At 67.1% G+C, this 14,619-nt stretch carries 14 protein-coding genes; 8 read left to right on the top strand and 6 right to left on the bottom strand.

The features are described from left to right. Positions 1 to 89: 89 nt before the first annotated feature. The 8 genes from QKY98_RS10580 (at position 90) to QKY98_RS10615 (ending at position 6,978) form a co-directional block, all read left to right on the top strand. Positions 90 to 1,286 carry a CmpA/NrtA family ABC transporter substrate-binding protein gene (locus tag QKY98_RS10580; RefSeq protein WP_284670833.1) on the top strand — a complete coding sequence of 399 codons (1,197 nt, stop codon included), beginning with the start codon at positions 90 to 92 and terminating at the stop codon, positions 1,284 to 1,286. 11 nt (positions 1,287 to 1,297) lie between these two features. Next, positions 1,298 to 1,870, top strand: coding sequence for an ANTAR domain-containing response regulator (locus tag QKY98_RS10585; RefSeq protein WP_027599890.1), 573 nt, complete (start codon positions 1,298 to 1,300; stop codon positions 1,868 to 1,870). A 98-nt stretch (positions 1,871 to 1,968) separates the two neighbouring features. Further along, the gene (locus tag QKY98_RS10590) at positions 1,969 to 2,292 is read left to right on the top strand and encodes a TM2 domain-containing protein (protein WP_044340768.1); all 324 of its coding nucleotides are present in this window, start codon (positions 1,969 to 1,971) and stop codon (positions 2,290 to 2,292) included. Between the two features lie 146 nt (positions 2,293 to 2,438). Further along, positions 2,439 to 3,680, top strand: coding sequence for an alanine transaminase (gene alaC / locus QKY98_RS10595; RefSeq protein ID WP_007159024.1), 1,242 nt, complete (start codon positions 2,439 to 2,441; stop codon positions 3,678 to 3,680). Between the two features lie 94 nt (positions 3,681 to 3,774). Next, entirely contained in the window at positions 3,775 to 3,969 is a 195-nt protein-coding gene (locus QKY98_RS10600; protein ID WP_007159025.1) for a hypothetical protein, read from the top strand. Then, positions 3,969 to 4,724 carry a hypothetical protein gene (locus tag QKY98_RS10605; protein ID WP_058791598.1) on the top strand — a complete coding sequence of 252 codons (756 nt, stop codon included), beginning with the start codon at positions 3,969 to 3,971 and terminating at the stop codon, positions 4,722 to 4,724. Before QKY98_RS10600 ends, QKY98_RS10605 begins: the two co-directional genes overlap by 1 nt. Positions 4,725 to 4,847: 123 nt before the next feature. Further along, entirely contained in the window at positions 4,848 to 5,366 is a 519-nt protein-coding gene (locus QKY98_RS10610) for a DUF4142 domain-containing protein (protein ID WP_108581114.1), read from the top strand. Between the two features lie 400 nt (positions 5,367 to 5,766). Beyond that, complete coding sequence (locus QKY98_RS10615) at positions 5,767 to 6,978, top strand: MFS transporter (RefSeq protein WP_027599894.1); 1,212 nt, start codon at positions 5,767 to 5,769, stop codon at positions 6,976 to 6,978. A 224-nt stretch (positions 6,979 to 7,202) separates the two neighbouring features. Here QKY98_RS10615 and QKY98_RS10620 read toward each other — a convergent pair whose 3' ends face one another. Genes QKY98_RS10620 through QKY98_RS10645 form a run of 6 tightly spaced genes read right to left on the bottom strand, consistent with a single transcriptional unit; the run spans position 7,203 to position 14,613 of the window. Further along, the gene (locus QKY98_RS10620) at positions 7,203 to 7,775 is read right to left on the bottom strand and encodes a GNAT family N-acetyltransferase (protein ID WP_284670834.1); all 573 of its coding nucleotides are present in this window, start codon (positions 7,773 to 7,775) and stop codon (positions 7,203 to 7,205) included. Then, positions 7,772 to 8,308: a GNAT family N-acetyltransferase gene (locus QKY98_RS10625; RefSeq protein ID WP_027601857.1), complete on the bottom strand. Its 537-nt coding sequence runs from the start codon at positions 8,306 to 8,308 to the stop codon at positions 7,772 to 7,774. The genes QKY98_RS10620 and QKY98_RS10625 overlap by 4 nt, the downstream gene beginning before the upstream one ends. Then, complete coding sequence (locus QKY98_RS10630) at positions 8,305 to 9,957, bottom strand: ABC transporter ATP-binding protein (protein WP_284670835.1); 1,653 nt, start codon at positions 9,955 to 9,957, stop codon at positions 8,305 to 8,307. The genes QKY98_RS10625 and QKY98_RS10630 overlap by 4 nt, the downstream gene beginning before the upstream one ends. Continuing rightward, positions 9,954 to 11,411, bottom strand: coding sequence for an ABC transporter permease (locus tag QKY98_RS10635; protein ID WP_144953106.1), 1,458 nt, complete (start codon positions 11,409 to 11,411; stop codon positions 9,954 to 9,956). Before QKY98_RS10635 ends, QKY98_RS10630 begins: the two co-directional genes overlap by 4 nt. A 5-nt stretch (positions 11,412 to 11,416) precedes the next feature. Further along, positions 11,417 to 12,394, bottom strand: coding sequence for an ABC transporter permease (locus QKY98_RS10640; protein ID WP_284670836.1), 978 nt, complete (start codon positions 12,392 to 12,394; stop codon positions 11,417 to 11,419). Further along, positions 12,391 to 14,613: an ABC transporter substrate-binding protein gene (locus QKY98_RS10645; protein ID WP_284670837.1), complete on the bottom strand. Its 2,223-nt coding sequence runs from the start codon at positions 14,611 to 14,613 to the stop codon at positions 12,391 to 12,393. The genes QKY98_RS10640 and QKY98_RS10645 overlap by 4 nt, the downstream gene beginning before the upstream one ends. Positions 14,614 to 14,619: the final 6 nt, after the last annotated feature.

A 14,619-nucleotide genomic window follows, 5' to 3' on the forward strand; every position in this document is an offset into this window, starting at 1 on the left:
CTGTCACCATAATGGTGCAGGCCCTAGTCGAGACGCCCATAGCGGTGCACAGAGAGGCGCCCTGGCGTCTGTCAGTTGCCGGAGACACCATGCCTGCCCAGCCTTCCCCCCACGCCGCGCACCTCTGGGTCGCGGGTTCGGACGCCCCGGAAAAGCCGGAGCTCAACCTGGGCTTCCTGCCCCTGAGCGATGCTGCCTCGCTGATCGTGGCGGCGACCCAGGGCTTTGGCGAACCCCATGGCCTGACGCTCAATCTGCACCGCCAGCCCTCCTGGTCGGCGCTGCGCGACAACCTGCTCAACTGCCAGCTCGACGCCGCGCACTGCCTCTACGGCCTGGTCTATGGCGCCCATCTCGGCCTGGGCGGCGCGCCCGCCACGCCGATGGCGGTGCTCATGAGCCTGGCGCAGAACGGTCAGAGCCTCAATCTGGCGCGTAGCCTGACCCGGGAAGGCGTCCGGGACACGGCCTCCCTGGTGGAGCGGATCCGCCAGCCGGACGCCAGACCGCTGACCCTGGCGCACACCTTTCCCACCGGCACCCATATCTTCTGGCTCTACTACTGGCTGGCGGCCCAGGGCATCCATCCCCTGCAGGACGTGCGCACCGCGCTGGTGCCGCCACCGCAGATGCCCGAGCACCTGGCCGCCGGCCGGGTCGACGGCTTCTGCGTCGGCGAACCCTGGGGCGCCGCCGCCGTGGCGCGCGGCCAGGGCTTCACCCTGACCACCACCCAGGCGATCTGGCCGGACCACCCGGAAAAGGTGCTGGCCTGCACCGGCCACTTCGCCGAGCGCTATCCCAATACCGCCCGGGCGCTGATCCGCACCCTGCTCGACGCCAGTCGCTTCATCGAGGAAAGTCGCGAGAATCGCCTGGGCACCGCCCAGCTGATCAGCGGCGCCGACTACGTGGACACCGACGCGGCGCTGCTCGCCCAGCGCTTTCTCGGTCACTACGAGGACGGCCTCGATGGCCATTGGGAAGACCAGCACCCCCTGGCCTTCCATCGCCAGGGCGCGGTCAATCCACCCTATCTCTCCGATGGCCTCTGGTTTCTGACCCAGTTCCGCCGCTGGGGCCTGTTGCGCGATGAGCCGGACTACCTGGCCATCGCCGAGGCCGTGCAGTGCACCGAGCTGTACCGGCAGGCCGCCACCGACCTGGGGCTGGCGGTACCGCCGACCCGGCGCAGCAGCACCCTGTTCGACGGTCGCACCTGGGACGGCAGCGATCCGGCCGGTTACGCCCGCAGCTTCGCCATCCACGCGCTCAGCGACTACTAGGGAGAACGACCTTGCGCATCCTGCTCATCGACGACACCCCCAAGCAGGTCGGCCGTCTCAAGGCCGCGCTGATCGAAGCCGGTTTCGAGGTCATCGAGGAATCCGGTCTGACCATCGACCTGCCCGCACGCATCGAGGCCCTGCGGCCGGACGTCATCCTGTTCGACACCCAGTCACCCGGGCGCGACGTCATGGAACAGGTCTGCCTGGTCACCCGCGACCGGCCGCGCCCCATCGTCATGTTCACCGACGAGCATGACCCGGCGGTGATGCGCCGGGCCATCCAGTCCGGCGTCAGCGCCTATATCGTCGAAGGCATCCAGACCAGTCGCCTGCAGGCCATCATCGATGTGGCCCGCGCCCGTTTCGAGACCGACCAGGCCCTGCGCGCCGAACTCCAGGCCCGCGAGCAGCAGCTGCTGGAGCGCAAGAAGGTCGACCAGGCCAAGGGGCTGCTGATGAAGATGCGTGGCTGCAGCGAAGACGAGGCCTATACCCTGATGCGCCGCCAGGCCATGAGCAAGCAGCAGAAGCTGATCCAGGTGGCCGACCAGATCATCGCCATGAGCGAACTGCTCGGCTGAACCGGCGTCAGGAGCCCGCCACGGGAAATGGTCTGGCTCCGCTTTGTGTGGCACTATCCGCGCCCCCTGGATATTCACCCTCGAAAAGGACGTCTGTCATGAGCTCATTGCAAGCCGAAATGCTGGTCGAACAAAAGGTCGCCAACGCGCGCAAATCCACCGGCGCCGCCTACCTGATCTGGTTCTTTCTCGGCATGCTCGGCGGTCATCGCTTCTACCTCGGCCGCACCGGTACCGCCGCCATCATGCTGGTGCTCTCGCTGCTCGGCTGGGTCACCTTCTTCATTCCCTGGATCATCCTGGGGATCTGGTGCCTGATCGATGCCTTCCTCATCCCCGGCATGATCCAGCAGCACCAGGACAAGGCGCGCCAGCAGGCGCGACTGGAAGTGGCGGCGTTGCAGGCCGGTCACGCGCGCTGATCCGCACCGGAGCGCCTCGCCAGCGGCGCCCCGCTGATTTTTTCCTCGACAAGCGCAGCGACCTGCGGCTACTGTCCGCTGCAGGTCACCTCCTGTGACCCACGTCGCTCGGACGGTTCCGGGCGCTTACGTACTTCGAGGAACGCATGACTGATTCCAGTCCCGTGCGCCGCTTTGCGCGCATCGATCGCCTGCCCCCCTACGTCTTCAACATCACCGCCGAACTCAAGATGGCCGCGCGCCGTCGCGGTGAGGACATCATCGACCTGTCCATGGGCAATCCCGACGGGGCGACTCCGCCGCACATCGTCGAGAAGCTCTGCCAGGTCGCCCAGCGCGAAGACACCCACGGCTACTCCAGCTCCAAGGGCATTCCGCGCCTGAGACGCGCCATCTCCCACTGGTACCGCGATCGCTACCAGGTGGAGATCGATGCCGACAGCGAAGCCATCGTCACCATCGGCTCCAAGGAAGGCCTGGCTCACCTGATGCTGGCCACCCTGGATGCCGGCGACACCGTGCTGGTGCCCAATCCGAGTTATCCGATCCACATCTACGGTGCGGTGATCGCCGGCGCCCAGGTGCGCTCGGTACCCCTGGTGCAGGGCATGGACTTCTTCGCCGAACTGGAGCGGGCCATCCGCGAAAGCATTCCCAAGCCGAAGATGATGATCCTCGGCTTTCCCTCCAACCCCACCGCCCAGTGCGTGGAGCTGGATTTCTTCGAGCGCGTGGTGGAACTGGCCAAGCGCTACAACGTGCTGGTGGTGCACGACCTGGCCTATGCCGACATCGTCTTCGACGGCTGGCAGGCGCCCTCCATCATGCAGGTGCCTGGCGCCAAGGACATCGCGGTGGAATTCTTCACCCTGTCCAAGAGCTACAACATGGCCGGCTGGCGGATCGGCTTCATGGTTGGCAATCCCGAGCTGGTCGCCGCCCTGGCGCGCATCAAGAGCTATCACGACTACGGCACCTTCACTCCGCTGCAGGTGGCGGCCATCGCCGCTCTGGAAGGCGACCAGCAGTGCGTGCGCGACATCGCCCAGCAATACCAGCAGCGCCGCGACGTGCTGGTGCGCGGCCTGCACGAAGCCGGCTGGATGGTGGAGAACCCCAAGGCCTCCATGTACGTCTGGGCCAAGATTCCCGAGCCCTATGCCCACCTGGGTTCGCTGGAATTCGCCAAGAAGCTGCTGGCCGAGGCCAAGGTCTGCGTCTCGCCGGGACTGGGCTTTGGTGACTATGGCGACGACCATGTGCGCTTCGCCCTGATCGAGAACCAGGACCGCATCCGCCAGGCGGTGCGCGGCATCAAGCAGATGTTCCGTGCCGACGGCCTGCTGCCCAAGGCGGCCGCGCGCAAATCCGGGGTCGAGCCGGCCTGAGTCTTCGCCGCGCCGTCGACCGGCGGCGCGGCGAATTCTTGTCAGTCCGGGCGTTCCAAGCTATAAGCCGCTAGTGACCTCCTGGGATATCGCCATGCTGAAAGGCCTGTTCAATTTGCTCAAATCGCCCTCCGCGGACGATCTCAAGCTGGCCGCGAGCATCAACAACTCCTACAAGTCCATGCGCGTGGTCGGTCGCGGCACCCTGCGCATCGATCCGGCGGAGATCTTCGACTCCCCCGAATTCAAGGAAGACCTGGACCGCGCCCGGCGGCTCATCAACCGCTGATGTTCCTGCTGCTGCTCCTGCCGATCCTGGTCAGCGGTTTTCTCGTCTGCCACAAGCATCCGCTGTACTTCTACCGCCTGCATCGCTACGAGGGCCAGTACCTCTATCTGCAGAGCGCGCGCTTCGGCCTGTTCTGCACCCTGCTCGCCGTGATCCTGCACCTGGGCATCGCGCAAATCGTGCAGGGGCGCAGCTGGTCCTGGGGTGAGCGGACCTTCTCCCTCGACTACTTCGCCGGTCTCGCCGAGCTGCTGCGCCGCACCGGCACCCTGGAAGATCCGCTGCAGGCCGCCTGGATCCTGCTGGTGACGGTGACCGCCCTGCTGATTCCCACGGCCTGGGCCACGCTGGCGCGCTGGACCATCAAGCGCAAGTACGGCCTGAGCGAGGACAACTACCGCACCTTCATCCTCGCCGGCATCCTCAAGGACAGTCCGCTGGACGATCTGCTGATGACCGCCTCCATCAACAAGGAGACGCTGATGCTGACCCTGGAGGAGCGCAAGGTGTACGTCGGCCGCATCACCACCCTGGGCGAACCGAGCGAAACGGAAGGCGCCGACCAGGACGTCTGCATCAAGCCGATCATGAGCGGCTACCGCGACAAGGACAAACTCTGGGTGACCTTCACCACCCACTATGCGGACAAGGGCAAGGACATCTACCTGACCCTGAAACAGAGCCAGATCGTCTCGGCGACACGCTTCGATTTCGACGCCTATGAAGCGTTTCGCTCAAGCGTAAGCCGCGCCTGATCTGGCTTCGCGCACTTTCTTCAGGGAACGTATGACTTTTTGGGCAGGTCCCATTTGCAGGCGCGTTCACCGCACAGCGGTGAGCCCCTTCCCTTACTGCCCAAGAAAATCAGGAGCACGTCCATGACGCCCATGCTGAAGAAAGCCTCCAGCCTGTCCCTCGCCATCCTGCTGGCTGCCGGTGCCGGCCTGGCCCAGGCCGCCGACAAGCTGTCTCCGGCCGAATTCGTCGACGACGCCTCGGCCAAGGGCATCGCCGAGATCGAAGCGGCCAAACTGGCCCTGGACAAGAGCAAGTCCCAGGACATCAAGACCTTCGCCCAGAGCATGATCGACGACCACACCAAGGCCAACGAGCAGCTCAAGAGCCTGGCCCAGGAGAAGAAGCTGAAAGTCTCCACCGACGCCGAGCTGATGGACAAGGCCAAGGCCATGATCCTGCAGGTGCGTGACGACTCCTTCGACCGCTCCTATGCCAACAACCAGGTCGTGGCCCACGAGCAGACCATCGAGATCTTCCGCAACGAAGCCAAGACCGGCGATGACGCCGCGCTCAAGGCCTTCGCCGAGAAGACCCTGCCGAAGCTGGAGCACCACCTCCAGGAAGCCAAGGCGCTGCAGACCAAGTACGCGAAGCAATAGCGTCATCCCAATAGAAAAGGCCGTGGCGAGTGATCGCCACGGCCTTTTCTTGCAGCCTATCGCGGCCATGGGCCGCTCCTACAGAGGCTACCGTACCTGTAGGAGCGGCCCATGGCCGCGATCCGAACCCGGCCCGCACTACTTCGTAAGCGCCAACAAGGGGCAACCCGCCGTGACGGCGCTCAATTCTTGTGCAGCGCCTTGACCGATTCAGACGCTGCCAATATCGCGATCCCCAGCTAACACTGGGCTCACTCAACTTGGCTTCGCTCTTGCAAAGACCTCGGCAGGGGTGGCCAACGGCGGTCACCCAACCGACAAAGGCGTCAGTTCACCTCCCGGCAACGGGCAAGGGTGACTGGCGCCTTTTTCATGCCCGTGACGTGCCCGAGGTGCCTCCATGAGTCCCAGTTTCTGGAAAGCCGGCCATGCGCCGACCCTGTTCGCCGCCTTCCTCTACTTCGACCTGAGCTTCATGGTCTGGTACGTGCTCGGTCCCATGGCCGTGCAGATCGCCACCGACCTGCAGCTGACCACCCAGCAGCGCAGCATGATGGTGGCCACGCCCATTCTCGCCGGTGCCGTCCTGCGTCTGATCCTGGGCTTCGTCGCCGATCGGCTGTCACCCAAGACCGCCGGCATCATCGGCCAGGTGGTGGTGATACTGGCGCTGCTGGTGGCCTGGCAGCACGGTGTGCACAGTTATGAGCAGACCCTGGTGCTGGGCCTGTTCCTCGGCTTCGCCGGTGCGTCCTTCGCCGTCGCCCTGCCGCTGGCCTCCCAGTGGTATCCGCCGCAGCACCAGGGCAAGGCTCTGGGCATCGCCGGCGCCGGCAACTCCGGGACGGTGTTCGCCGCCCTCTTCGCCCCGGCGCTAGCCAAGGCCTTTGGCTGGACCAACGTATTCGGCTTCGCGCTGATCCCGCTGATCCTGACCCTGGTGGTCTTCGTGCTCTGCGCCCGCAACGCCCCGGAACGGCCGGCGCCCAAGAAGCTGGTGGACTACGGTCGTGCGCTGAACGACAAGGACAGCTGGTGGTTCATGTTCTTCTACAGCGTGACCTTTGGCGGCTTCCTCGGCCTTGCCAGCACCCTGCCCGGCTACTTCCATGACCAGTACAGCCTGGAGCCGGTGGTGGCCGGCTACTACACCGCCGCCTGCGTCTTCGGCGGCAGCCTGATGCGGCCCCTGGGCGGTGCCCTGGCCGACCGCATCGGCGGGATCCGCGCGCTGCTCGGCATGTATACCGTGGCGGCCATCTGCATCGCCGCCGTGGGCTTCCACCTGCCCAGCGCCATGGCGGCCCTGGCGCTGTTCGTGGTGGCCATGCTCAGCCTGGGCGCCGGCAACGGTGCAGTGTTCCAGCTGGTGCCCCAGCGCTTCCGCAAGGAAATCGGCGTCATGACCGGGCTGATCGGCATGGCGGGCGGCATCGGCGGCTTCGCCCTCACCGCCGGCCTGGGCGCGGTCAAGCAGGCCACCGGCGACTATCAACTGGGCCTCTGGCTGTTCGCCGCCCTCGGCGTGCTCGCCTGGTTCGGCCTGCTCAGCGTCAAGCGCCGCTGGCGCACCACCTGGGGCTCGGCTGCCGTTACCGCAGCGCGGGTCTGAGACCCGATTCAAAGTCTGCTGCGCGTCGGCCAAACCGCGTTGAAAATGCCCTGGGTCGCCAGCCCGGTCGGAATGCTCATTTACCGCTCGTAAACCCGAGCGCGGGTCCGATCCGCTTCCTCAGCCACTTTCGCGGGGCCGCCGAGGCCTTGTTTGTCGCTAGCTCGCGAGACTTAGAACAGGATCTGAGGGAAGTCCGGCGGCCAGGGGCCGCCGGTTTTCATTCAGGGGGCGGAACGCACGTAGCTGGTCAGCACGTGATCCCGCCAGACCCCGTCGATCTCCAGATAGCGCCGCGCCAGGCCCTCGCGCTCGAAGCCGAGCTCGGTCAGCAGATGGGCGCTGCGGACGTTCTCCGGCAGATGGTTCGCCATGATCCGGTTCAGGCCCAGCTCGGCGATGACGAAGTCCCGCCCCAGGCGTACGGCCTGGCGCATCAGCCCCCGCCCCTGCCAGGCCGCATCCAGGCCGTAGCCCAGGTAGCAGGCCTGGAAACCGCCGCGAACTATCTGGCTGAAATTCACCGTGCCTATGACCAGCGGGCCCGCTCGCAGCACCAGGCGCAACTCGCTGAGACCCGGCCCGCCGGCGCGGTAGGCGGCCGCCTGCCCCTGCCATTGCGCCAGGGTATAGAAGGCGTCGGAGCGCCGCGGCATCGACAGCGCCAGGTGCTGGCGATTGCGTCGGTAGTAGTCGGCCACCGCGGCGGGATCGGCCAGGGTCAGGTCGATCAGTTCCACCGCCTCGGTCACGGCGAAGCGCGGTGGATACTGCAGCGGAACGCTCAGGGCGGTCATGACTTCACCTGCGGCGGCAATTCATAGACCCAGGTGGCGCAGCGCTGCCCGTCCGGACCTTCCCGATCGTTTTCCAGCACCCGGACGCGCCGGAAACCGACCCGTTCGGCAAGGCGCTGGCTGGCGTCGTTGGCGGCCGAGGTGGTGAGAAAGAACCCGGCCGTGCCCCGCTGCTCGACGAAATACCGCAGTGCGGCGGTCATCAGGCCCTGCCCGGTATGCAGGCTGTGCAGCCAGTAACCGATCTCGAAGCGCCGCCCGCCGTCCAGTGGCGTGAGCCCCAGGCAGCCGAGCAGTTCGTCACCGCGCACCAGGAAGTAGCGTTTCTCGCCCTGGGCGAGGGTGAAGGCGCCGCGGGCCGCGAGCAGGCTGTCGCGGGCCTGGGCGACGCTGGTCTGTTCGCGCGCCCAGGCAAGGAAGCGGCGGTGCTCGGCATAGCTCCAGTTCAGGGCGTCGGCGAAGGCCGCGGCCAGGCGCGGTTGCGGCCACACCAGCTCGAAGTCGGCCAGGGCGATGCGCGGTGGAAAATTCATGGCGAGGTCCCGAATTCCAGGCGCGGCACGGCGGCCAGCAGGCGCTGGGTCATGGCGTGAGCGGGCGCGCGCAGCACCCGTTCGGCGCTGCCCTGTTCGACGATGCGACCGCCGTCCATGACCGCGATACGATCGGCCAGGTACTCGACCACGCCAAAGTTGTGGGTGATGAACAGATAGGCCAGGCCGCGCTCCGCCTGAAGTTCGCGCAGGAGATCGAGGATCTGCGCCTGCACCGAGACGTCCAGCGCCGAGGTGGGTTCGTCGCATACCAGCACCCGCGGCTCGACGATCAGCGCCCGGGCGATGGCGATGCGCTGCCGCTGGCCGCCGGAGAATTCATGGGGAAAGCGCTGCAGGGTGTCCCCCGGCAGCCCGACCCGCTCCATCAGGGCGGCGGCACGTCTCTGGCGCTCGGCGGCGTCCAGTTCCGGGCGCAGGGCCAGCAGCCCCTGCTCCAGGGTGGCAGCGATGCGCATGCGCGGATCCAGGGAGGCGAAGGGATCCTGGAAGACGATCTGGATCTGCCGGCGCAGTCGTTGCAGGGTGCGTCCATCGGCCGTGAGCAGCTCTGCGCCGCCCAGGCGGGCACTGCCGCCGATGCGCGGCCCGTCGAGCAGCCGCAGCAGCGCCTTGCCGGTGGTGGTCTTGCCGCAGCCGGATTCGCCCAGCAGGGCCAGGGTCTCGCCGGCGTGGAGGTCGAAGTCCACCCCGTCCACCGCCTTGACCCAGTCCCGCGTCCGACCCCAGGCCCCGCGGCGGAGCGGATAGTGCACGGCCAGGTCGCGTACCTCCAGCAAGCACTCGCCCGGGGTTCGCGCGGGCAAGGTGCGGGGTACTCCTGCCAGGGTCTGGCCGCGCTTGGCGAAGGTGGGAATGGCGGCGAACAGCTCGCGGGCATAGGGATGCCGGGGCGCCTGAAAGAAGTCCGCCGCTGGTGCGCTTTCGACGATCTCGCCGTGGCGCATCAGGGCCACGTGATGGGCCACCTGGCGCACCACCGCCAGGTCGTGGGTGATCAGCAGGATGGCCATGCCCAGTTCGCGCTGGATGTCGGCCAGCAGCGCGAGGATCTGCGCCTGGACGGTGACGTCCAGCGCCGTGGTGGGCTCGTCGGCGATCAGCAGATCCGGCTCGGCGGCCAGCGCCAGGGCGATCATGATGCGCTGCTTCTGGCCACCGGAGAACTGGAAGGGGTAGTCGTCGATCCGTCGCTCCGGCTCGGGAATGCCCACCCGCCGCAGCCATTCCACCACCCGGGCGCGGGCGGCGGCGCCGCGCAGCGCGGTATGGGCGCGCAGGGTTTCCTCGATCTGCTCGCCGATGCGCATGACCGGATTCAGGCTGGTGGCGGGCTCCTGGAAGATGGTGCCGACGCGCCCGCCGCGCAATTCGCGCAGGCGCCCTTCCGGCAGTCGATGCAGATCGGTACCGGCCAGCAGCGCCGCGCCCCGGGCGATACCCAGCGAAGGCGGCAGCAGGCGCAACAGCGAGAGCGCGGTGACGCTCTTGCCGCTGCCCGATTCCCCGACCAGGGCAAAGGTCTCGCCGCGGGCGATGGCCAGGCTCAGGCCGCGCACCGCCTGGCGCGTGCCCTCCTCGCCGTCGACCAGGATCTCCAGGTCGCGGATCTCCAGCACCGGGGTCATGGCTGCACCTCGCCCTGGCCGGGACGGCGCCTGAGCCAGGCGGATCTCAGCCGGCGACTGCGCGGATCGAAGGCGTCGCGCACGGCGTCGGCGAACAGGTTGGCCGCCAGCACCAGGGCCAGCATGAAGGCGAAGGCGCTGAACAGGTTCCACCAGATCATGGGGCTGCGGGACATCTCGGTGCGGGCGTCGTTGATCATGGAGCCGAAGGAATTCATGGTCGGATCGACACCGATGCCCAGGTAGGAGAGCACCGCCTCGTAGAGCACCAGGCTGGAAAATTCCAGGGTCAGGGTGATGAGCACCAGGTAGAAGACGTTGGGCAGCAGGTGCCGGCGCAGGATGGTGAAGTGGGAAACGCCGAAGGCCCGCGCCGCCTGCACGTATTCCAGCTCGCGCAGCTTGAGCGCCTCGGCGCGCAGCAGGCGGCAGAGGCCGGCCCAGCCGGTGAGGCCGAGGATCAGGCAGAGCATGAAGAGACGCAGGTCGGCGCGCGCCGCGCCGGTGTCGAACAGCTCCGGATGGCGGTCGATGAACACCTGCATCATCAGCACGCAGGCCGCTACCAGCAGCACCCCGGGGATGGAGGTCAGGGTGGTGTAGAGGTAGGTGATGACGTCGTCCACCCGGCCCTTGAAGTAACCGGCGGCCAGGCCGAAGACGATGGCCGGTGGCAGCATGGCCAGGGTAGTCAGGCTGCCGATGACGAAGGCGGTGCGGATGCTCTTGAGCGACTGGTAGAGGACGTCGTTGCCGGTGCCGTCGGTGCCCAGCACGTGGTAACCACTGGCCAGGGCGATCACGCTGCCGGACACCAGGCAGACGCCCAGCCAGGTCAGCAGGATGGCGCGCCAGGGCGTGGCGGTCTGGCCGCGGAGGATGAGTCCGCAGCGGCTGGCTAAGCCACCCGGCTCGCGCAGCCGTGCCGCGGCCAGGGCGGCAGTCGCCAGGGCCAGCGCCAGACCGCCGAGCAGGCCCAACGTCAGCCGCTTGAGGACATCGCCCCGCCACTCGGTAGCGGGATCGCGCAACGTGGTGCCGGCATGCTTGAGGCGGGGAAAGTCCCGCAGCGGCGCGCCCTCGGCGCTGGTGCCCAGGGTTTCCTTGGTGAACTGGTGGGTGGCGAGCGGCGCCGAATAGGTCTTCTCGCGCTGGGTCAGGCTGGTCTCGGCCAGCAGGCCGTCGAGGGCCGAGAGCACCGTGGGCGAGTAGATCGGCGCCGTGGCGCCAGGCGTCGCGGGTAACTGGGGCCGGTAGTGCAGCGAATCCAGCAGGGCGATGGCGACGAAGCTGGCCAGCACCACGGCCGCGCTCATCGCCGGGGCATCCTGCAGCACCCGGCGCCAACTGGCGCGCAGGGCCGGCTGGCGACGCGCGCGCCAGGCGTAGATCAGGCTGCCGGCCACCAGCAGATAGAGGGCGAGGTCGGTCCAGAGCAAGACGAATTTCGGCATGGCGGCTACCTGAAGCGAACGCGCGGATCGGCGAGGGTGTAGGACAGGTCCGCCAGGATCAGGCCGACGATGTAGAGCACCGACCCCAGGAACACCATGGTGCGGACCACGGCGAAGTCCTGGCCGTTGATGGCGTCGATGGTGTAGCTGCCCAGGCCGGGAATGCCAAAGAAGGATTCGGCGATCAGGCTGCCCATGATCAGCAAGGGAATGGCCGAGACCACCCCGGTGAGGATAGGCAGCGCCGCATTGCGCAGCACATGGCGCAGGAGCACCTGGCGCTCGGCCAGCCCCTTGGCGCGGGCGGTGCGCACATAGTCCTTGCCGATTTCTTCGAGAAACAGCGCGCGGTAGAAGCGCGCCTGGCTGCCGAGGCCGGCTATCACCGCCACCAGCACCGGCAGGGCCAGGAAGCGCAACAGGTTCCAGCCCTCTTCATAGCCCGAGAAGGGCACCAGGCGCAGCGTCTTCGCGAACAGCCACTGGCCGGCGATGATGTAGAAAAGTGAGGAGATCGACAGCAGCACCACGCAGAGCACCACGCCCCAGAAGTCCAGCCGGGTGGCGCGAAAGAATACCAGCAGCAGGGCGAAGCCGACGCTGGCCGCCAGGCCGAGCACGAAGGTCGGCAGCGCCAACGCCAGACTCGGGCCGGCGCGCTCGGCGATCTCTCGGCCGATGTCGCGGCCGCTGTCGGAGGTGCCGAAGTCGAACACCAGCAGACTGGCCGACCGTTCGAAGAAGAGCGTATCGGTCAGCCGCTCCATTCCTTCACGGGTGGTATTAATGAGCAGCGGCTTGTCGTAGCCGTGCTCCGCCTTCCAGTCCTCGATGGCTTCGGCGGTGACGTACTTGCCGCCGATGGCCAGGCGCGCCATGTCGTCCGGGGTGTTGACGGTAAAGAACAGCAGAAAGGTCAGCAGATTCACGCCGATCAGGATGAGCACGCCATAGGCCAAGCGCCGCAGCAGATAGCCGATCATCGCCGCCCCTCCCCGTTGCCGTCGCCAAAGGCGGTCTGCCGCTCCCGCCGCCGGAGGCTGCGCCAGGCCGGCCAGATCAGCAGCAGCCCCAGCCCCAGCAGCAGCCACAGCGGCCAGAGCACCGGCCGGTTCCATTCCAGCACCTTGCGCTCGCGCAGCGCCGGGTCCAGGCGCAGATAGCGCAGCTGATCGCGCACCATCTGGGTCGGCTTGGCGTTGTAGACCCACTGCTGATAGGCCCCGGCCGACAGGGGATTCCAGCCGAACAGCCAGGGCGCGTCCTGCTGCACGATGGCGACCATGCGCCGGATCAGGGCGACCTTTTCCGGTCCGTCATCGAGACTCTTCATCTGCTCGAACAGCCGGTCGTATTCGGCATTGCTGTAGTTGCCGGCATTCTCGCCACCGTGCTTGGCCTTGCCCTGGGGACCGTAGAAGAGGAACAGGAAGTTCTCGGCATCGGGATAGTCGGCGTTCCAGCCCCAGAAGAAGATCTGCGCCGCGCCCTTGCGCATCTTGTCCTGGAATCTGTTGTAGTCCGAGCCGCGCAGTTCCAGCTGGATGCCCAGCTTGGCGGTCTGCTGGCGCATCCAGTCGAACATGGCACTGTCGCCGCTGGTCTGGGCGTCGTATTGCAGGATCAGCGGCCGCCCGCTGCTGGCGTCGCGGCCATCGGGATACCCGGCTTCGGCCAGCAGCCGCCTGGCCTCTTCGATGGGTCGCCGCTCGGGCTTGCCATCCACCATTCGATAGACCACCGGGTTGCTGCCGGCCGGCGGCGCTTCATAGCCCAGCACGCCCGGCGGCAGCGGGCCATTGGCGACCAGGCCGTTGCCGTTGAGAAAGACGGTGATGTAGCTCTCCCAGTCGAAGGCGATCGACAGTGCCTGGCGCAGCTTGCGATTGCGCACCTGCTGCTCGGGCGTTGCGCCCTGCCCCACCACCGGATCCAGCCAGTTGAAACCCAGGTACCAGTTGGACGCCTCCACCGCGGTGGGCAACTTGAGGCCACGCTCGCGGTAGAGCTCGGCGGAATCGGCCGAATCACCGGCCTTGGTGCGCAGCGCCACGCCATATTCGCCGCGCTCGACCTGGGGGGTGTCGTAGTAGCCCTGGATGAATTTGCCCATCAGCGGCACCCCTTCCTTTTCCAGGCTGAACACCGCGCGGTCGATCAGCGGCATGGGCTTGCCGCAGTCGTCCAGCCGTCCCTGTTCGCGATCCTCGGGCTCCCCTTCGCAGGGATAGGGATCGGCGTGGTAGTTGGGATTGCGCTCCAGCACATGGCGGCGATTGGGGATGGACTCGGCCAGGCGATAGGGTCCGGTGCCCACCGGCCAGCTGTTGAAGCCCAGGTTGTGCTCGGCCATCCCCGGCTGGCTGTAGAAGCGATCCGCCTCCCAGGGCACCGGCGCGGCGAAGGTCATGGCCAGCCAGTAGTTGAACTGGGGGTACTTGCCGATCACCCGCAGCCGCAGGGTGTGGTCGTCCAGCACCTCGACCCCGGGCAGCTCGCCCTGGCGCAGGTCCAGCCAGGGCAGCGGCGCGCCCCTGGGCAGGCCGGCGCGCAGGGACTTGTCGGCGGCGCGCAGGCCGTCCCCGAAGGCCTGCATGCCGACCAGATGCTCGGCGAAGATGGCGTAGCTGGGCGAGACCAGCCGCGGACTGGCCAGGCGACGCAGGCCGTAGGCGTAGTCGGCGGCGGTCAGGGCGCGGCTGCCGGTCTCGGGAAAGTCGGGGATCTGGTAGCGATCGGCCAGGTCGGCGGGCTGGATCGGGAAGTAGCGGTAATGGCCCTGGGCATCGCGGGCGAAGGCCGGATGGGGCGCATAACGGGCGTCGCGGCGGATGGGGATGTCGTAGACGCTCTCGGCGATCTGCGCGGCCGGTGCGTCGTCCGGCAGGCGCCGGCCTTGGGCATCCAGGTAGTAAGGCGTGACCACCCGCTCGGCGCCGCGGGGGATCAGCGCGTAGGGCCGCTTGAAGTAGTGGTAGCCGTAGAGGGGTTCATAGATGTTGTAGGTGAAGTTGGTCTCGTCGCCGGAATAGGAACTGGCCGGATCGAGGTACTTCGGCGAGCGGGTGGTGAAGGCGGTATAGAGGGTATTCTGACCTTCGGCTCCGGCGCGGTAGGGGCTGTTGATCGGCGTATCGGGTGAACAGCCACCGAGCAGCGCCAGGGTCAGCAGTGCGAGGAGTTGTCTGGACAGTCTGGGCATCGCGTT

This window comes from Pseudomonas sp. HR1, assembly GCF_030175875.1.
In the GTDB taxonomy this organism is placed as follows: domain Bacteria; phylum Pseudomonadota; class Gammaproteobacteria; order Pseudomonadales; family Pseudomonadaceae; genus Chryseomonas; species Chryseomonas oryzihabitans.